This is a genomic window from Actinoalloteichus sp. GBA129-24 (assembly GCF_001941645.1).
GTDB classification, from domain to species: Bacteria; Actinomycetota; Actinomycetes; order Mycobacteriales; family Pseudonocardiaceae; genus Actinoalloteichus_A; species Actinoalloteichus_A fjordicus.
The window spans coordinates 599,844-618,288 of sequence record NZ_CP016077.1 but is presented as its reverse complement, the minus strand read 5'-3'; the positions used below and the strand labels follow the sequence as shown (position 1 = coordinate 618,288).

Below are 18,445 nucleotides of genomic sequence, written 5' to 3'. Positions count from 1 at the left end.
TAGGGCCGGTTCCGGCCACCGGGCGACCGAATGCGTCACGTCGTTGCCGCTTCGCCGCCGGACCTCGGGAATCCAGGCCTGCCACACCCATCGCGTTCGGCCGGCCCCCTGCCCGTCCGGCCATGGGAACACCGGCCTTGCGACCGGAACGCGACCCGAGTCCCCCGGTGGAAGCCCCTCCGGCGGCACGGCGGCCCGACCCAGCTCGCCCGGCAGCCATCCCGTTCTGATGGGCCGTTCCACCACGGGTCGCCTGCGCCTGACGGTTCTTTCGTGCCTGATGAGCGCGCCGCGCGGCGACCACGGCACCCGCCGCGCCCGCAACGGCGGTTGTGGCGATCAACCCGCCGATCCCAGCGGTGTACGTCGCGGTCGACGCGATGATCGTCGCGGCCTCCGCAGCACCGACCGCCGTCGGACGCCCCGGAACCACCAACGGCGCAGGCTTCGACGGTGTCGGCCCCTTACGTTCTCTGCCCGCCGGAGCAGGTGGTGCAGCCCCGTACTCGGTGGTGGGGACGATCACCACACTGGCGGGCTCAGTGATCTCACGATCCTCCGACGGCGACTTCGCCGCCGGCTTCTGCGGCTGTTGATTGCTCACCGCGCTCACCCGCCGAACGACGAGACGATGGCAGACACGGCCGTGGTAATGCCGCCGATCACCGACTGGATCACCGGCAGACCCCACACCGCCGTCAACGCCCCCAGCGCGTAGGACAAGGTCAACATCAGGCCGTATCCCCAGCTGCGCCGCCATCCGATGAACAGCAGCACAGCCACGACGGCAATCGAGATCGTCATGCTTCCTACCCCTTCCGATTCAGGCCCGACCACCGCGACAAGGGCAGCGAAGATCGGGTCCGTGGGCTGGGTCGCCCCGCACCCGCCCACCGACGCGGTATCAGGCATCGAGTCGTCATCGACGCCGATACCGAACTGGTGAACCGCGCGAGCCAGCGCTACGAGCGTTTCGGCCACGTCGAGACCGCCCGGCTCGGTCCCCGTCACCAGCGCGGGCAGCCTGTCCAAGTACCGGAGTGCCCTTGGGTTCTCGGACCGGGCAGCCAGGCACGCCGCGTCGATCCACACATGAGCGATCCGGTGCCACACCCGAGCGGCAGCCCGGTCGTTGTGCAACCGGATGGACAGTTCCACCGCCTCGTCTGCGCGATCGAGCAACGCCGTCGCACGGCGAGTCATTCGAACGGTCACGGCTAACTCCTCCCCTCTGGGTTCGTCAGGTGCGGACCGGGACCGGTCCGGTACCGCCGTCGTCGTCGCGAAGTCGCTCTTTCGCGGCACGGGCGATCTGGGACGCTCGGTCCTTACGGACCCGCAGCAGGCGTCGGACGTTCTCGACGGTGATCCGATGGCCGTCGGCCGTATGGGCATCGAGGACACGGCGGATCGCCGTCTCGTCATCGGACCCAGACGGGTCCGACGTGGTGCGAAGTGCGGGATCTGTCGGTGCGGCCGGTGTCTGAGCGGTGGTCTCGTCGGGACCGTCGCTGGTCGGAGCTGGGTCCGCGCCCGCTACGGCGGGACCAGGACGGGGATCTGGGCGAGGCGGGGCGCCTGCGGCAAGCCACAGCGCGATCTCATCGGCGAGGCGGTCGCCCGGCTCGGGATCGGGTGCGGGAACCACGCGGGTCCGTCCGAACCGGGTCCGGGTGACCTGGACCGGTCCGGACCGGTGAACCAGAGTCACCTCGCCGTCCGCCCGGACCACCGGCACCGCTGCCGCGACCGCCGCCCGACGAATACGATCAGCCCGCCGCACCGCAGCCCGCTCGACCTCACCGAGGCGGACCCGGCGGGTCCGGCGGGTCCGGCCGTGCACCAGTTGGTGCACGACGGCGCCGCCGACGGCGACGGCCGCCATCACCAGACCCCGCACCAGCCCGCCGTCGTCGAGACCGTGCTCGACCCCATGCGCGAACGCCATCCCCCCGGCCAGGCACGCGCTGACCACGACACCGATCAACAGCGCCCCACCGGGCTCACCCCGCCGCACCGCCGCCGCACGAGCCACCGCGAACACCAACAGCGAGGCATCGGCGAACAGCGGCAGCAACGCCCCGATCGGCCCATACAACCCGATCCCGAACGCCGCCATCGCAGACCAGGACAACGCCATCGGCGTACCCATGATCACCAGCCACGGCACCTCGGGCAGCCACCGCGACACCAGCGCACGCCACCGCGCACGACTCTTCTCCGCCTGCTGCTCGCGTTCAGCTCGCCGCTTCGACTTCGCCGCTTCTCGGGCAGCGAGAACCTTCGCCCGCGCACCGGAGCGCGCCTCAGCGAGCTTCGCCTTCCCAGCAAGCCAGGGATCAACCTCGTCGGACATCAGACCACCGCCAGATCGGCGATCAGCCAGACGGCCGCGCGGCGGGCGTCCGCCGCCGTCTCGGCGGCGGGCAAGACGAGGTTGGGCACAGCGATATAGGACATGACAGAACCTCCATAGTGGACACAATCGGTAGGGAGTTGGCTGGTCAGCAGCCGGTTCCTGCGTCGAGAGCAGCCAGCACAGGCCGCAGGCAGGACGACATCGCGGCGCACACAGCGGCCACTGCCGCTACGGCGACGTCGATCTCCGGCGTCCCGTCAGGCTGGTACTGCGGCGTCGGCAAGCATGCGTTCTCAAGTGGGACGCGCACGGTCAACGTGGTAGTAGCGACCAGCGCGGCGTTGCTCTCGGGCTCGCCCCACCACCCGCCCAGCCGTTGCCAGCCCCGGAACTGAGCAAGCCGCTGGGTCAGCGGATGCGGCGGAACCATCAGCTCGACGCGCACCGCCGCACGGCGATCGTCGTCGAGTACCACCACCGCCTGCTGCACCTTTGGATGCCACGACACGTAGCCCGGCGACATCACCGGCGACGACGCCACCCGCCACGCAGCAGCGGCGAACTCGCCAGGGTCCGCCGTCGGCTCGTCCCATGGCCGGAACAGGTGACTCGTCAAACGCAGGTACGCCGCGTACCGAACAACGGACTCATCGATCACGGTCACCGTCACGCCGCACCCCCGAACACGATCGGCGCGGTGACGTCCCCACTGGTCTGGATCACAGTCCCCCGGACCGAACCGACCACGATGTTGTGCACCGAGGGCGGCGCGGCGAGGAACCCGGCACCTCCGCAGACAGCACAGTCAGCAGCGACCACACCGGACCCGTCACACTCCGGACACTCAACGAACCCGCGACACGGGCGACGGGGATCAACGTCGGACATCAGCCCACCGCCAGGTCGGATCGGTGGACGCCCGCCACGCGCTCAGCGAGCTGGCGGTAGGTCTCGGCGATCTTGCGGTAGGCCTCGGCGGAGATCCTCTCCTCCGATCCCGCGCCCAGCGCAGCGAGGCCCAACAGCCTCTTCTCGTCGTACAGGCTCGGGTAGATCAGCATCCACCACCGCGCCAGCAACTCGTACAGCCGCGCGATCCGTTCGGCATCCACCGCAGCCGACTCATACCGCTGCGCCCTTACAGCGGCGGTCAGCCGAGTCGCGTGAAGGGCGACCTCCGCCCTCAACCGGTCCAGCGCCCGCTCAGCGGCGACGTGCAACCCTACGGTCGTCATGCGACACCCCCGACCGATGCGACCGAACGCCGGGACACCCTCACCAACGGAACGACCTGAGCGGTCCGCGCCACCGCCGTAGCGGTGTGCGCCACCGACCGACGCCGCTGCACCAACAGCTCTTCTGCATGCTCGACGGCACGCGCCCGCACCAGCCGTCGAGCGGAGACCTCGTCACCACCACGGAAGTAGGCGCTCTCCGCATCGACGACCGCGACACCCGCCACGATCAGCGGCTCCTCAGCCTTGATCTCCGCCAGGTCCGCCGGTGTCGGCTCAACCCAATCCATCAAGCTCATGGCAATTCTTCCTTTCCTTCGGGAACCACGAAGACCAGCGAAAAGACCACCGTTCGACGGTGTTTCCGCTGGTCAACGTGGTGCCCGGTACCCAATGAGGGCACCGGAAAAAGGGCGCACTAAAGACACTATGAAGTTCACAAAGAACAATTCGAGGCCCGGACGCAGGATGAAGAGACGCTTCACCCGACTGCTGCGCGTCCACCCATCACGGCGGACCTTCAGCGCGACCCGAGGTACTGACTAGCCCTCTTGCCATCTATCCAACAAGGGGGGTTGCAGAGATGAAGTTAGCGGGCCGCCTAGTGATCCGTCAACCCCCCTGGCAGGATGGTGTGTCGAGCCCCCTCGACGACCTGGAGGAGCACCCCGATGCATGACGACGTACGCGCCCTACTTGCGCTACCGACTCCGATGGACCGCGCGCAGCGTGCTGGACAGCTGCACGCGGACTACCAGGCCCGGACGGTGGAAGTGAGCCGCATCCGTAAGGAGGCGCTGGCGGAGCTCATCGGCCAGGGCCTCTCGCAGACCCAGATCGGCGAGGCGCTCGACATGAGCCGCAGCAGGGTTCAACAGCTCTTGTCCAGCGGACCTCGGGTGGAGCGTGCGTTCCTCGGCACCGGGCCGCTCACCGTTGCACTGGGCGGGAAGTTGGAAGCGAAGGACTCAAACCCCGGTCCCGTTCTGGCTCAAGAGGACTTCCACGCCTATGAGATGCTCCAGTCATTGGCAAAGTCACTCTCTCTCGAAACGAGCTACGAAGTAGTGCAACCGCCCGGTTTCCTTGATCTGAATCGGGACAATCTCGTGGTGATCTGCGGCCCTCGCCTTTCACCGATGATCGCGCAAGTTCTGGCATCCGACGACCATCTTGCCTTCGGGAAGGACGAAGCCGGGTGGTTCCTGTCCGACAAGAAAGCTGATATTGATTACCGGTCCCCAATGGACGAAGGGGAGTCCTCGGACTACGCCTACTTCGGCAGGTTGCCAAGGCCCGACGGCAAAGGGACGTTCCTTTACATCGCCGGGATTCATGCCGTTGGTGCAACCGGCGTCGTTCACTACCTCGAAAACCACTTGGCTGAGCTATATCGGGAATTGAAGACGGACCGCTTCTCAACGTTGATCAAGTGCGTGTTCAATCCCGAGAGCCGAAAGATCAAATCCTCGGGCCGCGTCCCCGGCGACTACTACCGGCCAGGAGTGTCCTGATGCGAGTCGAACTAGCCATCGACCAGGGGGGAGCCAGCCCCAACGAAGACTGGGCCGGAGCGACAACCTCACTGTTCGTCGTGCTGGACGGCCTCACCTCGCCACGCGATCTGCCCACCGGCTGCCGCCACGGGGTTCCGTGGTTTGTGAAGAACCTCGGCGCTTCGCTGCTTCGGTTCGGACAGGATCACGAACTCGATCTGCCCTCGGCGCTGGCTCAGTCGATCGACACGGTGGCGGATTCACATAGGGAAACCTGCGATGTCATCAGTCCGGGAACGCCGTCGTCAACTGTGACGATAGGTCGACTTCGAGGCGGCGAGCTTGAATGGCTCGTTCTGGCAGACTCTGTTGCCCTCGTGGATCTTGACGGCACCGTACAAGCGGTGTCGGACTCCCGGGTGGATTCGGCAACAAGCCGAGAACGCACCCTGGCTCTCGAAAGCCCAGTAGGGACGCCAGAACACGAAACCCTAGTCAAGGAACTTGTGGCCGCACAGCGCAGAGTCCGAAACTCCCCGGGCGGCTACTGGGTGGCTGGAAGCAACAAAGAGGCGGCGTACCAAGCTGTCACGGGCTCTGCTGATGTTGCATCGGTACGCCGCATGGCTTTGCTCACCGACGGGGCAAATCGCCTATCGGAATTCGGCATTCTCAACCCAAGTCAGACGCTCGACGTCATGGCGTCCGGCGGACCTGCTGAGCTGATCCGCCAGGTTCGCGAGACCGAGGCGGCCGACCCGGAGGGCGTACGGTGGCCGCGCTACAAGCGCAGCGATGACGCTGGGGCTGTGTTCGTGAGCCTGTGATCACCACAGCGACGCCACAAGTACCCGCCGCCGGTTCGAGACGGCGCGTACTTATCGGTTGGGCGCCGCCGCGTGGGGAGTCTGTGGTGACGACCTCGGACGATGGGCCATCCGCGCAGGTCAGCGACAGGCGGGGAGCCCGTCTGTAAATCCGTCGGCTACGCCTACGAAGGTTCGAATCCTTCACCCGCCACACCACGACGAACGCCTCGATGACCTCATGCGACACGGTCATCGGGGCGTTCGTCGTTTCTCCGGAGTGATGTCCGGCTGCTACCGGCACTCAGGCGGCTTCCTACGGGTGGGGCGTGCCTGAACCCTGCCCACGCTCGTCAGACTCCACGACCTGTCCAAGGCCGGTGCGACGCGAGCGCAGGCAGCGAGACGAGGGTCGTCGGGCAGGGTGCGGGTGAGATCCGCCGGGTCGAAGTAGTGCGGACGATCCCACGAGCCTGCCCGACATCGCAGGCTCGCCTCGCCGTCTCGCTCCGGCATTCACGATCCCCGGGTCCACACGGACGACGGCACGTCGCTGCTTTCACCAGGAGAGATCGGCGCTATATATTGATGATCCCTCGCTTGGCCGCGCGGTCTTGTTCCCGCGTCGGCTGACGCGGTGGCAGTCGCAAGACGACGACACCCGAATGTCGACAGCGGCGCCGCCATGGTCAGGCAGGGGTCAGCCGGTTCTGGACCGAGTCGGGGAATCTTCGTCCTGAACGGCTGGCGACGAGCGACGGACGCAGGCGAGTACGAGTCCGTTGCGGTTCAATCAATTGATAGACAAATGTGCACCAACCCGGCCGATTCGCCCTCGTCAGGGTGACGCCGCAGAGTGATTCGCGCTCAAGTAGATCATCAGTCAGACTGCCGACCAGCTTGATCCTGGTCGTGAAGAAGGAGAATAGTTCGTGTTCCGTGTTTCTTCCCGCATCGCGGCGGGTGCCGCGCTGGCCTGCGCGATCCTCGCAGGCACTGCCACCCCTGCACTGGCCGGCACAGCGGCGGCAAGCCCTCCTGGCTATGCAGGATTCGGCCGTGATGTCACAGTGAACCTTGACGAGTTCCAGGATGGCGACGAATACGGAAATAACGCGAACGTGACGAAGATTCCCGTCAGCATCATCTCATCGTACGACTCGTCACACACCATCGGATTCTATGGCACCGGCCCGGAGTTCTCTGGTGCGTTCGGCGGCTGACGGCGATCGCGATCAGCTCTGGAGCGTTCATCTGGTCACTCCGGGCAGGTTCGCCCGAGTTCGTTGACGGGTGCCACCGGTACGGTGAAAGCACTATTCCTCGTGCGGGTGGTGTTTCATCCCGCGTCTTCTTGATTCGCCGTTCCCCCGTCGCGGCTGGGGCGGCCGCGCGGGTCGGTCGCGACCGGCGACGCGCGCCCCGGCCCGTGCCGTGTCCTGCGGGCCGGGATTCGCTAGGCGATCACCGCCACACCGCCATACCGGAACAGTGCGATGACGAGGCAGGCCGCCGCCGCCGTCGACACCACCGCCCGGATGCCGTTCCACCGCACCCACCTCGCCTCGAATCGCCTGCGTGCCGCCGCGAGTTCTGCCGCTCCCGCCGAGCAGGCCACCTTCGCGAGCTCATCGTTCATCGGCACGTTGACGCGCATGGTGATCACGATCACGGTGAGGTCCAGGACGAGCGCGGCGAGGATCCACCCCGACACCTCGGGTGCGGCGCCGGGCAGGTGCAGCGCCGCCGCCGAGGCGATCAGCAGCGGCGCGCCCGCGAAGCCGAGGGCGAACCAGCCGTTGAGGATGGCCACGTTGATCCGCTGCACGGCTCGGACGAACGTGTGGTCGTCCGCCGTTCGCAGTCCCGGCATGACGGCACAGGCGAAGCCGTAGAACAGGCCCGCCGTCAGTCCCATGGCCAGGGTCGCGCCGATGAGCACGAGCGTCGATAGCAGTGGTGGCACAAGAATCTCCTCACCTGAGCGGGTCGACGGGTGGTCCGGCTCGGGTCAGCGTCTGACTCGGCCTGCACCGTGCGGAGTCGCGGCCGTGGTCACACCGACCAGACGCCGGTGGCCGCAGTGCGACGGGCATAGTCGGCGAAGTCCACGGGTTCCCGGCCGAGTGCCTGGCGGACACCGTCGGCCAGGTAGGCGTTGCGCCCGTCGAGGACGGTGGTGAACAGCTCGGTCAGGGCGCTCACCTCCTCGGCAGGCACGCCGTGGGTCGCCGCCGCAGCCGCATACTCCTGCGGACTGACCTGGACGAATCGGATGTCCCGACCGGTGGCGGCGGCGATTTCTGCTGCGGCATCGGCGAAGGTCAGCAGGCGTGGGCCGGTGACCTCGTAGAGCCGAGCCGCATGCCCCTCCTCGGTCAGCGCGGCGACGGCGACCGCCGCGACGTCCTCGGTATCGACGAACGGTTCGGCCACTGCCGAGGCAGGCAGCGCGATCTCCCCGCTGAGCACCGGGTCCAGCAGGAAGTGCTCACTGAAATTCTGGTCGAACCAGCTCGCTCGGACGATCGTCCAGTCGGCGCCCGTCTCCCGCACCGCCTGCTCGGCGCGCAGCGCGCCCTCTTCGCCTCGGCCGGACAGCAGGACCAGCCGCCGGACTCCGCTGCGCACCGCGAGGTTCGCGAAGGCCTCGACGGTCTCCGCAGCGCCGGGAAACGCGAGGTCCGGGTAGTACACGATGTAGACCGCCGCCACATCCGGCAGTGCCGCAGGCCAGGTGGCCTGGTCGGCCCAGTCGAAGCTCGGCCGACCGGATCGAGAGCCGATCCGTACCGGCAGGCCGAGGTCGGCGAGTCGGGCGGCGACGCGACGGCCGGTCTTGCCGGTGCCGCCGAGGACGAGGATCGGACGTCGCTGCGAAGCGTGTTCTGTCATGTCCTCAGTGAAGCCCGATCGAATGAGACGATCCATAGCCGACTGTCTTGAATACATCATTCATCGTCTAAAGTCCGGCGCATGGGTATGGATGCACTCGCAGGGCTGCTGGACGGTCCGCGGGCCAGGGGCGCCTTCCTCCTCCGCTCCGTGCTGAATCCACCCTGGTCCCTGCGGATCGAGGATCGCGCGCCGCTGACGCTGGTGTCCGTGGTCAGGGGACAGGCCTGGGTGGTGCCGGACACGGGTTCGGCGATCGAGTTGGCCGCAGGCGACGTCGCGATCGTCCGGGGGCCGGGTCCGTACACGGTCGCCGACGACCCGGCGACGCCACCGCAGGCCGTGATCCATCCGGGACAGCGCTGCACCACCCCGGCGGGGGAGCCGCTGCTCGGGCTGCGAGACCTCGGCGTCCGCACCTGGGGTGCCGATCCGAACGGGTCGACCATGATGCTGACCGGCACGTATCAGATGCACGGCGAGGTCAGCAGGCGGCTGCTCACCGCGCTGCCCGGCCTGGTCGTGCTCCGCGACGACGAGTGGGACTGCCCACTGCTGCCGCTGCTCAGCGACGAGATCGTGAAGGACGCCCCCGGACAGACCGCCGTCCTGGACAGGCTGCTCGATCTGCTGCTCATCGCGGTCCTGCGCGCCTGGTTCGACCGGCCAGAGGCACGGGCGCCCGCGTGGTACCGCGCCCAGTCCGATCCGGTCGTCGGACCGGCACTGCGCATCCTGCACAACGAGCCTGCCCGACCGTGGACCGTGGCGACGCTGGCCGCCGCGACCGGTGTGTCCCGCGCCTCACTGGCGCGACGCTTTCACGAGCAGGTGGGCGAACCGCCCATGCGGTTCCTCACCGGGTGGCGCCTCGCCGTCGCCGCCGATCTGTTGCGCAGCCCCGACGAGACGATCGGTTCAGTCGCCAGGAAGGTCGGCTACAGCAGTTCCTTCGCCTTGAGCACCGCGTTCAAGCGCGAGCACGGGCTCAGCCCCACGCAGTATCGGACCTCCGCGGCGGCAGGCTGAGCCCCCTCGGCCGCTCGATCCGTTCTCCCGACGAGCCCATCCGCCCGGGCAGCAGGCCGAGGATGCGGATCAGCAGTTCGACGGTCGCCGTCGCGAGCCGCTCCGCCGGGATTCGGCTGCGTACTCGTCGGGCATCGGCGGCGAGCATCGGCAGCGACCAGGTCTCCGCCGCGAACGGCTGCACTGGCATCCGCACGTGATCGTCATCGGCAGGTGGCTGATTGCGCTGTGCGGCCCTGAACGCGTGGCGTGGGAGCTAGGGTTGGACCGGCAGGCCGTTCGCTCCGAGCGCCTCGGCCACCAGCCGGACGGCGAAGCGGACACGAGGCAGGGAGTTGCGGTGAAGGGAATCGTGCTCGCGGGCGGCAGCGGCACACGGCTGCACCCGATCACACAGGCGGTGTCCAAGCAACTGCTTCCGGTCTACGACAAGCCGATGATCTACTACCCGCTGTCCGTGCTGATGCTGGCGGGAATCAGAGAGATCCTGATCATCTCCACTCCGGAGGATCTGCCGCTCTTCCGGAGGCTGCTCGGGAACGGCGAACAGCTGGGTCTCCGACTCGACTATGCGGTGCAGCCCCAGCCGAACGGGCTCGCCGAGGCCTTCGTGATCGGCGCGGACTTCATCGGCGACGACTCGGTCGCGCTGGTTCTCGGCGACAACATCTTCTACGGCCACGGTTTTCCCCGGATGCTGGCCGCGCAGGTCGTCGATCTGGACGGTTGTGTGCTCTTCGGCTATGCCGTGCAGGATCCGGAGCGTTACGGCGTCGGCGAGGTGGACGCGCACGGCAGGTTGATCAGCATCGAGGAGAAGCCCGCCACCCCCAAGTCGAACAAGGCCATCACCGGCCTCTACTTCTATGACAACGACGTGGTGGAGATCGCGCGCGGCCTTCGACCGTCGCCACGCGGCGAACTGGAGATCACCGACGTCAACCTCACCTACCTGCGTCAGGGCCGGGCGAAACTGGTGGACCTCGGGCGCGGATTCGCCTGGCTCGACACCGGAACGCATGACTCGATGCTGGCGGCAGGCCAGTTCGTACAGGTGTTGGAACATCGGCAGGGAGTCCGGATCGCCTGTCTGGAGGAGATCGCCCTGCGGATGGGCTACATCGACGCTGCGGCCTGCCACGCGCTGGGAACCAAGCTCGCCAAGTCGGGCTACGGACAGTATGTGATGGCCATCGCGGCCGGGGGCAGCACGACGGACGACGTCTCCTGAAGCGGTCACCCGCGCGGTGAGACGCTCGCCGGTCGGCATGAACCCGACGGCGACCGCGAGTTCATGCCAGTCCCCTTGTTCGCTGCTCGGCGGCAGGTTTCGGGGGCAGCCAACGGCTTCCCCCGGATGACTCGGCGGGCACGGCGGCCATCGGCAGGCACCCCGGCTCGCCCTCACCAGGGCAGCTGGCGACCCGCCATCTCCTCGAGCCTGCGGACGCGATCCTCGATCGGCGGATGCGTGGAGAAGAACCGTGCCATTCGCTCGCCAGGGCGGAACGGGTTCGCGATCATCAGATGCGACTCGGCGACGAGGCGAGGCTCCGGAGCCAGCGGGGCCGCGCGAGTGCCCAGCTCCAGCTTGCGCAATGCAGACGCGAGCGCGAGCGGGTCCCCGGTCAGCTCGGCGCCGGACGAGTCGGCCTGATATTCCCTGGACCTGCTCACCGCCATCTGGATCACGCCCGCCGCGATCGGGCCGAGCAGCGCGATCAACAGCAGCCCGAACGGGTTGGGCCGGTTCGCACCGCCACCGCCACCGATGAAGTTGAAGATCATCGCGAAGTTGGCCAGGAAGGTGATCACACTGGCCAGGGCGCCCGCCACCGAGGAGATCAGGATGTCCCGGTTGTAGACGTGGGCGAGTTCGTGTCCGAGTACGGCACGCAGCTCGCGTTCGTCCAGAAGCCGCAGGATGCCCGACGTGGCACAGACTGCGGCGTTGCGCGGATTACGACCGGTCGCGAAGGCGTTGGGCGCCTCGGTCGGGCTGACGTAGAGCCGAGGCATCGGCTGCCGGGCAGCAGTGGCCAGCTCGCGCACGATCCGGTACATGGCAGGCTGCTCCGCCTCGGACACCGGGCGGGCCCGCATCGCCCGAAGCGCGATCTTGTCGGAGTTGACGTAGGCATAGCCGTTGGTGACGAGGGCGATCCCGAGGCCGACGAACAAGCCGGTTCGACCACCGATGACTCCGCCGATGACGACGACGATCCCGCCGAGGCCGCCGAGGAGCAGAGCGGTCTTCACTCCGTTCCAATGCTTGTGCACGTCGCTTCGCCTCCGGTCGTCGTGTCGCACTGACCGGTACGGCCAGGCCTGTCGAAACTCCTTCGTCTTCACCACCGCTACCCCTGGTCAACGATCCGGGCGACCGGGTCGTTCCCCGGCAGGCTCGCTGTGCCGGACCGGGGGAGGCGCCGACGGCCGCCGCCCTGCCTGCGAAGTCCACGCCTGGGCAGCAGACCCCGCGATCGGGTGACCGACGTCTCCCTCGTCGCTGCTGGAACACGTCCCGCCTCGATGCCGCGCAGCCCACCGGTCATCCGGTACTCCCGGCCGAAGGCCCGCAGCGTGGCCTCGTCCGCACGTGCTGTCCCTGCTCGCCGTCCGGATGCGAGCCGGCCCGCGCCGATGGCGTCATTCGGCGACATCATCGGACGGTTCTCGGCGCCGCAGGCGGATCTCGACACCGTGTACGGCTCTCGCGATGCATCGCAGACCGTGAAACTGCCAGGCAGCTCGGCTACGGCGGGTGTCAGGAGGGCCGCGCGAAGTGCTCAGATCCGCCCAGCTGAGTGGTGCCAGTGAATAGTAATAGTCACTGATTCCATTGACGCGGGGAGAGTCACTGGAACCTTCAACGATTTCCGCTGAGGGTTCCGGAGGGGTTCCAGCAGCTCAGGCCGTGTCCGCAAGCGGGCGCGCCGCCGACCGACCGCGACTCGTCCTCGCACCGATGGTGGGCATCCGTCGAGTCGGCGGGCCGAGTGTCACGGTGGCGACGATTCCGGTGGTGCGCAGGCGATGCGAACTCGAAGCCCGGTGGCGGGCTGTCCGTCGTCTCGGGTCACTGCTCCCGGATCGAGGCGAGTTCGTCGCGGTAGCGGGGTTCCAGGCGTTCGATCCAGAGTTCCGGCCAGACCATGCCGCACCCCGCGCCGAGCAGACCGCCCGCGACCGCCGCCAGCGAGTCGGAGTCACCACCGGTGGCCGCCGCGCGGCGAAGCCCGTTCTCCGGGTCGTCGGCGAATGCGGTCGCGATGAGCAGCGAGGTGGCCAATGCCTCCTCGGCCGTCCAGCCGTCGCCGCCGTACTGACACGGATCGGACTCCCAGGGCTCTTGCCGCAACGGCTGGAGACCGAGTCGTGCCCGGTCGAGCACGCCCGCGACCTCGGCCCAGCCCACGTCCAGATACTCCTGGGCGCTGGAACGCCCTTCTCGCTCCCAGACCGTGCCGAGAACGTCGACGTCGAAACCGGGACGGCTGGCAACGTGGTCGACCGTCCAGTCGAATGCGTCGGCGAGATCGACCCGGCCTGCGAACAGCTCTCTGGTGACACGGGCCGTGATCATCGCCGCCACGGTCGCCGTGGCGTGCCCGTGAGTCAGCACGGACTGCAGGGCGGCCACGTCACCGACCTCCGCGTCCGTCAACCGAGCATCGACGCCGATCCAGGGGGCGCGCATGACGGTGCCGCAGCCCTTGGAGTTCGTCACCGACGCGGTGGCCCAGAAGTCCGTGCCGAGCCGTTCCACCGCGTACAGGGCGGTGAGGCAGGCGTTGCCGGGCGCGCGGTTGTTGTCCGGATCATGCAGCCACTGGAGGAATCGGGTGAGCAGTGCACGGCGAAGCTCGGCAGGTCGCAGCGGCGTGAGTCCGCCTGCACGGGCCGTGTCGTCAAGCGCGCGGGCGACGGCGATGCTCATCTGCGTGTCGTCGGTGATCGCGGCGAGTCGGGGGAACTCCGGGCCCCGCTTGCCGTAGACGTTGACGATTCGCTGGTAGGACGCGAACTCCACCCCGAAGCCCCAGGCATCGCCGTAGGCCAGGCCGTAGATCGCGCCCGCCCGCCGATCGGCGCGGTCGGACGACGAACGGTCGTCCGCCGCCCCGGCCGATGATGCGGTGCCGGACGTGCAGGGGTTCTCCACGGTGCTCCCTCGGGCTGAATCGATCCGTCCTGGTCGACGGCGGCGCCGTGCACGCCGTTGTGGCCCGCATTGTGCAGCGCCGACGCCCTCTCGCGGGCCGAGACGGCCGATGTCGAGACCGATCCTTGACCACGGGTCGACCCGATCTCCATCAACTTCTGGAATCCGACACCGCCGCAGCGATCTTCGGGAAGCTCGCGGCAACCTCGCTGCACGTCGTCAGACCGGCAGTCCGCGAGGGGGCGCGGTGGCGCAGAAGGTGTCGCGACCCCGGCGACGGCGAGCGAGTCAATCGGCGCTGTCGCGGCATTCGGTCCGGGCGTTGCGGGCAGGTTTTCAACGGCGGCCCGGCCGGCAGGTCTTCAAGAGCTGGTCGGTGGTGTTGGGCAGGCGGCTCATCGGCCGCCCGCCGTCCCGGGTTGCCGTCCGGATCACAGCAGCCGATGCAGAAATCGTGCGAGCAGCGCACGGCGAAGCTCGACAGGCCGCAGCGGCGTGAACCCGCCCGTTCCGGCCGTGTCGTCGAGTAGCAATCGACGGTCGGTGACGGACAGGCTGTCTCGCCAGGACTTCCGAGGAGATATGTCCCCTTCGTTCTTCTAGCGTGGCAGGGTAGGGCCGGGACTCAATACCGCCAGACGATCTACGCGAAGTTTATGACAGTTGTCATCGATCTTGATGACACTTGTCACTACCGCCGCACTGTGACGTTCTGTGACCCTTTCTCCATGACTCACAACGCCTGGTCGATACCCCACCGACTTCTCACCATCGCCACGGCGGCCGCCGTGTTCACCACCGCATCGGCATGGGGCCTGGCCCCGGAGTCCGCTGCGGGGTCGGACATCGCATGGTCGCCCTGTGCAGACGACGCGACCTTGGAATGCGCGACGATCGCCGTGCCGATGGACCACTCGAAACCGGACGGCACGACAGTCGAACTGGCGCTCGCCCGTGCACCTGCGACGAATTCCGACTCCCGCCTCGGCTCGCTGGTGCTGCACCGTGGCGGCCCTGGATACGGCTCCGGCGACTATCTCCGGCTGATCCGCTCCGGACAGGTCGCCGCTCCGGTCACTGCGGAGGTCATGGCTCGGTACGACCTGGTCACGGTCGACCAACGTGGGACAGGACAGAGCCTGCCCGCCGTCAGCTGCTTCGACTCCCCCGAGGACGCAGCCGAGTTCAACGCGGGCCTGCCCCTCTATCCGACCACCGAGGCAGAACGGGCGGAGCGGATCGACCGGGATCGGCAGTACGCCGACCGCTGCATAGACAGATCGGGGGAGCTGCTGGAGCACCTCGATACTCCCAGCGCCGCTCGTGATCTCGACCTGGTCCGGTCCGCGCTCGGTGACGAACGGCTGAACTTCCTGGGGCAGTCCTACGGCGGACATCTCGGCACCGTCTACGCCCACCTGTTTCCCGAGCACGTCGGCCGGACCGTCCTCGACAGCGTGCTGGGTTCCGAGGCACAGTCCGGCGTCCTGCCCGGAGAGCTGCGATCGGCCCGCATCGGCTCGGACATCGAGACCGACGCGGTGTTCCAGGATTTCGCCGACCGGTGCGCGGCGGAGGAGTTCCCCTGCACCTTCGGTGCGGGAGACCCGGTCGGGGCCTTCGACCGACTTCGAGCTGAACTCGCGACAGACCCGGTCGAGCTGGTCACCGACGACGGCCGCGAGGCGACGCTGACCGCGAGCTACCTGACGAAGATCACCGCCGCCTTCCTCTACCAGCCGACGGTCTGGTCATCGGTGCTGGCGCCGACCTTGGCCGCCGTCGACGAGGCGGTGGCGGATCCCGCTTCGGAGTCCGGCCGATTGATCGCTGAGGACGTTCTGGACGGCAGCGGCACGCTGTTCGGCGCCTACGGCGGGATTCAGGACCCGTACCACGCGGTTACCTGCACTGACAGCACGAATCCCGACTCCCCGAAGTCGTTCCTCTCCGCCGTCGAGAAGCGCACGGCGCAGTCGCCACGCTTCGCCGAGACCAAGGCGTGGGAGGACAGCACGTGTGCGGTCTGGCCGGTGAGTTCGGCCGATCGCTTCGACGGTCCCTGGGGAACCGACACTGCGACGCCGATCCTGATCGTCAACAACAGGCTGGACCCGGCCACGCCCCTTGCAGGTGCCGAACGCGCTGCCGACCTGCTCACCGGCAGCAGGCTGTTGGTCAACGAAGGGCCCGGCCACATCGCCTCGCAACAGTCCCGGTGCACGGTAGAGCGGGCCAGCGACTACCTCCTCGAGGGAACCCTGCCCGCCGAAGGAACGACCTGTCAGTCCGATCCGCTGCCATAAGCCCGGAGAAGGCTAGGCAGGGGGCTACACAGGCCGGAGGGAGTCCTGATGGTGGGAGCGATCCGCAGGCACTACTACCACCAGGACGCCTTCCTCGCATCACGAAGGCCTGATAGCGTCACTTGAGGAAGATCATCCTGGCCGCCGAATCGGCGCCCGGCGGGGGCTGGAATTCCGTGACACCCAGCGTGATCTTTCGTTGCGTTGCGCGACGAATCACACGAATTGTCGACCGCAAGAAACAGGGGCCCGCAACGGGCGGCGCGACACCGACCGATCCGCGTCTCTCGGCGACGGACGATCAGACGTTCTCGATACTCACTCCGGATCTGCCATGCTCGACTCCATGCCGGATACCGACTACGTCGTGATCGATGACATCCCGCTCGCAGGCACCCTGGTCGAATCGCTGCCCCGGGTTCAGCTCGCCCTCGCAGAATGGGAGGAGCACCGCAAGCGACACGTGAACAGCATTCGCCTTGAGGTGCTGGCGGAGAAGAGTGCTGCCCCGGTGATCCGCATCATGGCCCTCACCGAAAACACCAGGGCCGACGATCTGGACGCCATCTGACCGACGAGGGCTCGGTCAGAATCAACCTGGCGACGGCCCGGCGCGGTTGGAATCGAGGACCGTTCTGCCAACACAAGGGATGGGCGCATCGATCCGTCCCCCTCGACAGAGTCCGCGTTGGTCTCGGCGTGATGTCTGCCCGACCTACGCGGGTCGATGCGCACCGCCGCATCGGACAGCCCACCACGTTCGCGAGCGGAAGGAAGCATGGTCGGGTGTCATCAGCGACAGACAGGTTCGTCGTCGTCACGGGCGGCCCTGGCTCGGGAAAGAGCACACTGCTCGACGCACTGCATCGTGCGGGCTTCGCTCGCAGTGACGAGGCGGGGCGGGGAGTCATTCGGGATCAATCCGCGATCGGCGGGCGGGCGCTGCCCTGGCTCGACCAGGATCTGTTCGCCGAGGCGATGCTCTGCTGGGAACTGCGGTCATATCGGCTGGCCGCCGAGCAGCGCGGCACGGTCTTCTTCGACCGAGGCGTCCCCGACATCGTCGGCTACCTCCGGTTGGAGGGACGCCCGGTCCCCGACCACGTACACGTCGCAGCGCAGCGTTTCCGCTACCACCAGCGGGTCTTGATAGCACCGCCGTGGCCCGAGATCTACACGCCGGACGTCGAGAGGAGGCAGTCCGTCGAGGTCGCCGAGCAGACCTACGCATCGATGGTCACCACCTACACCGAATACGGCTACGAGCTGGTAGAGCTCCCGCGGGCCTCCGTCGAGGAGCGTCTCCGCTTCGTGACAGCGAGCCTGACCTGACGTCAGCGGATTCCGGGAAGACCGGGTACAGAACTCGGTGGCAGCATCCCGGAGACCGCACTTAGGTTGGCCCTATGAGTAGCGCAGTACGCCTGATCCGCAGTCCAGAACTGTCCGATGTCGCCGAATACGCCTATGCAGCTTCCGTCGAAGCACCGGCGCGTCTCGTCTTCGCCGCCGGTGCCTGCCCGCTGGACGCGGAGGGAGCCACCGTCGCGATCGGCGACTACGCAGAACAGGCTCGTCAGACGATGCGCAACCTCCGTGTCGCGTTGAAGGATGCAGGCGCCGACCTGTCCGACGTGGTGAAGAGCACCGTCTACGTCGCGTCCAGCCGTCAGGCCGACCTCGTGACGGCGTGGGAGTGCGTCCGTGAGGCCTTCGGAGATCACGATGCGCCGAGCACCTTGCTGGGCGTCACCGTCCTGGGCTACGACGATCAACTGGTCGAGGTCGAAGCGGTCGCTGCGGTTCGCTGACGAAGAACCACCGCTCGGCCACGGGCGGCCGGCCTGACGGGAACGCCAGGCCGGATGCCACCGGCCGCGATGACGTCGAGCCGAGCCCGCTGCGCAGCGGCGATCAGCCGGCCCGGTCCGGCCCAGCCCGGCTCGGCTCGGGACGGCTCGGGACGGCTCGGGACGGCTCGAGGCGGCTCGAGGCGGCAGGCTCTGGCGCGGCTCGGCCGTCGGCGCCCCGGCCTCGGTGCAGGGACCGAACGGAGCTCTACGGTGCCGAGTTCACGCTCCCGGCCCGGCCGACCGGCCGGGCCGGTCCCGCGCCGGTGCCGGTGCCGGTGCCGGTGCCGCGCCGGTGCCGCCG

Annotated in this window: 20 protein-coding genes; 10 read left to right on the top strand and 10 right to left on the bottom strand. The window is 67.8% G+C overall.

The annotated features are described in order from the left end of the window. The first annotated feature begins 359 nt into the window (after nt 1-359). Complete coding sequence (locus UA75_RS02800; protein ID WP_157433965.1) at nt 360-596, top strand: hypothetical protein; 237 nt, start codon at nt 360-362, stop codon at nt 594-596. A 13-nt stretch (nt 597-609) separates the two neighbouring features. On the opposite strand, the gene UA75_RS02795 is transcribed toward UA75_RS02800, so the two are convergent. The 5 genes from UA75_RS02795 to UA75_RS33680 form a co-directional block, all read right to left on the bottom strand. Then, nucleotides 610-1,158: a hypothetical protein gene (locus UA75_RS02795; protein WP_157433964.1), complete on the bottom strand. Its 549-nt coding sequence runs from the start codon at nt 1,156-1,158 to the stop codon at nt 610-612. A gap of 82 nt (nt 1,159-1,240) precedes the next feature. Next, entirely contained in the window at nt 1,241-2,356 is a 1,116-nt protein-coding gene (locus tag UA75_RS02790; RefSeq protein ID WP_075738611.1) for a hypothetical protein, read from the bottom strand. Nucleotides 2,357-2,504: 148 nt separating this feature from the next. Continuing rightward, nucleotides 2,505-3,023 carry a hypothetical protein gene (locus UA75_RS02785; RefSeq protein WP_157433963.1) on the bottom strand — a complete coding sequence of 173 codons (519 nt, stop codon included), beginning with the start codon at nt 3,021-3,023 and terminating at the stop codon, nt 2,505-2,507. A gap of 223 nt (nt 3,024-3,246) precedes the next feature. Beyond that, the gene (locus UA75_RS02780; protein WP_157433962.1) at nt 3,247-3,594 is read right to left on the bottom strand and encodes a hypothetical protein; all 348 of its coding nucleotides are present in this window, start codon (nt 3,592-3,594) and stop codon (nt 3,247-3,249) included. Then, entirely contained in the window at nt 3,591-3,893 is a 303-nt protein-coding gene (locus tag UA75_RS33680) for a DUF6284 family protein (protein ID WP_075738605.1), read from the bottom strand. Before UA75_RS33680 ends, UA75_RS02780 begins: the two co-directional genes overlap by 4 nt. Nucleotides 3,894-4,265: 372 nt before the next feature. On the opposite strand from UA75_RS33680, the gene UA75_RS02770 reads away from it, so the two are divergent. The 3 genes from UA75_RS02770 to UA75_RS32470 all read left to right on the top strand — a co-directional run bounded on the left by UA75_RS02770 (nt 4,266) and on the right by UA75_RS32470 (nt 7,119). Then, a complete protein-coding gene (locus tag UA75_RS02770) occupies nt 4,266-5,108 on the top strand; it encodes a transcriptional regulator (RefSeq protein ID WP_075738603.1) in 843 nt (280 codons plus the stop codon). Next, nucleotides 5,108-5,917 carry a protein phosphatase 2C domain-containing protein gene (locus tag UA75_RS02765; protein ID WP_075738601.1) on the top strand — a complete coding sequence of 270 codons (810 nt, stop codon included), beginning with the start codon at nt 5,108-5,110 and terminating at the stop codon, nt 5,915-5,917. Before UA75_RS02770 ends, UA75_RS02765 begins: the two co-directional genes overlap by 1 nt. Before the next feature lie 911 nt (nt 5,918-6,828). Continuing rightward, the gene (locus tag UA75_RS32470) at nt 6,829-7,119 is read left to right on the top strand and encodes a hypothetical protein (protein ID WP_157433961.1); all 291 of its coding nucleotides are present in this window, start codon (nt 6,829-6,831) and stop codon (nt 7,117-7,119) included. Nucleotides 7,120-7,352: 233 nt separating this feature from the next. Here UA75_RS32470 and UA75_RS02760 read toward each other — a convergent pair whose 3' ends face one another. Further along, nucleotides 7,353-7,862 (bottom strand): DUF1772 domain-containing protein, encoded by a 510-nt coding sequence (locus tag UA75_RS02760; RefSeq protein ID WP_232237607.1) that lies wholly within the window; start codon nt 7,860-7,862, stop codon nt 7,353-7,355. A gap of 89 nt (nt 7,863-7,951) precedes the next feature. After that, entirely contained in the window at nt 7,952-8,791 is an 840-nt protein-coding gene (locus tag UA75_RS02755) for an NAD(P)H-binding protein (RefSeq protein WP_198042906.1), read from the bottom strand. Nucleotides 8,792-8,878: 87 nt separating this feature from the next. Here UA75_RS02755 and UA75_RS02750 point away from each other — a divergent pair, with 87 nt between their 5' ends. Then, nucleotides 8,879-9,820 carry an AraC family transcriptional regulator gene (locus tag UA75_RS02750; protein ID WP_075738598.1) on the top strand — a complete coding sequence of 314 codons (942 nt, stop codon included), beginning with the start codon at nt 8,879-8,881 and terminating at the stop codon, nt 9,818-9,820. Here UA75_RS02750 and UA75_RS02745 read toward each other — a convergent pair. Further along, nucleotides 9,780-10,010, bottom strand: a complete 231-nt coding sequence (locus UA75_RS02745; RefSeq protein WP_157433960.1) for a hypothetical protein — start codon at nt 10,008-10,010, stop codon at nt 9,780-9,782. The genes UA75_RS02750 and UA75_RS02745 overlap by 41 nt on opposite strands. 150 nt (nt 10,011-10,160) lie before the next feature. On the opposite strand from UA75_RS02745, the gene rfbA reads away from it, so the two are divergent. Beyond that, nucleotides 10,161-11,051 (top strand): glucose-1-phosphate thymidylyltransferase RfbA, encoded by an 891-nt coding sequence (gene rfbA / locus UA75_RS02740; protein WP_075743339.1) that lies wholly within the window; start codon nt 10,161-10,163, stop codon nt 11,049-11,051. Nucleotides 11,052-11,224: 173 nt separating this feature from the next. On the opposite strand, the gene htpX is transcribed toward rfbA, so the two are convergent. Further along, the gene (gene htpX, locus UA75_RS02735; RefSeq protein WP_075743337.1) at nt 11,225-12,100 is read right to left on the bottom strand and encodes a zinc metalloprotease HtpX; all 876 of its coding nucleotides are present in this window, start codon (nt 12,098-12,100) and stop codon (nt 11,225-11,227) included. 799 nt (nt 12,101-12,899) lie between these two features. Further along, nucleotides 12,900-13,985 (bottom strand): ADP-ribosylglycohydrolase family protein, encoded by a 1,086-nt coding sequence (locus tag UA75_RS02725; RefSeq protein WP_075738592.1) that lies wholly within the window; start codon nt 13,983-13,985, stop codon nt 12,900-12,902. Nucleotides 13,986-14,713: 728 nt separating this feature from the next. Here UA75_RS02725 and UA75_RS02720 point away from each other — a divergent pair. From UA75_RS02720 to UA75_RS02705, 4 genes are all read left to right on the top strand, one after another. Further along, nucleotides 14,714-16,291: an alpha/beta hydrolase gene (locus UA75_RS02720; RefSeq protein WP_075738590.1), complete on the top strand. Its 1,578-nt coding sequence runs from the start codon at nt 14,714-14,716 to the stop codon at nt 16,289-16,291. A 334-nt stretch (nt 16,292-16,625) separates the two neighbouring features. Continuing rightward, nucleotides 16,626-16,862 carry a hypothetical protein gene (locus UA75_RS02715; RefSeq protein ID WP_075738588.1) on the top strand — a complete coding sequence of 79 codons (237 nt, stop codon included), beginning with the start codon at nt 16,626-16,628 and terminating at the stop codon, nt 16,860-16,862. Nucleotides 16,863-17,077: 215 nt separating this feature from the next. Then, nucleotides 17,078-17,623: an AAA family ATPase gene (locus UA75_RS02710; RefSeq protein WP_075738586.1), complete on the top strand. Its 546-nt coding sequence runs from the start codon at nt 17,078-17,080 to the stop codon at nt 17,621-17,623. A 74-nt stretch (nt 17,624-17,697) separates the two neighbouring features. Then, nucleotides 17,698-18,102, top strand: coding sequence for a RidA family protein (locus UA75_RS02705; protein ID WP_075738584.1), 405 nt, complete (start codon nt 17,698-17,700; stop codon nt 18,100-18,102). The last annotated feature ends 343 nt before the right edge of the window (nt 18,103-18,445 follow it).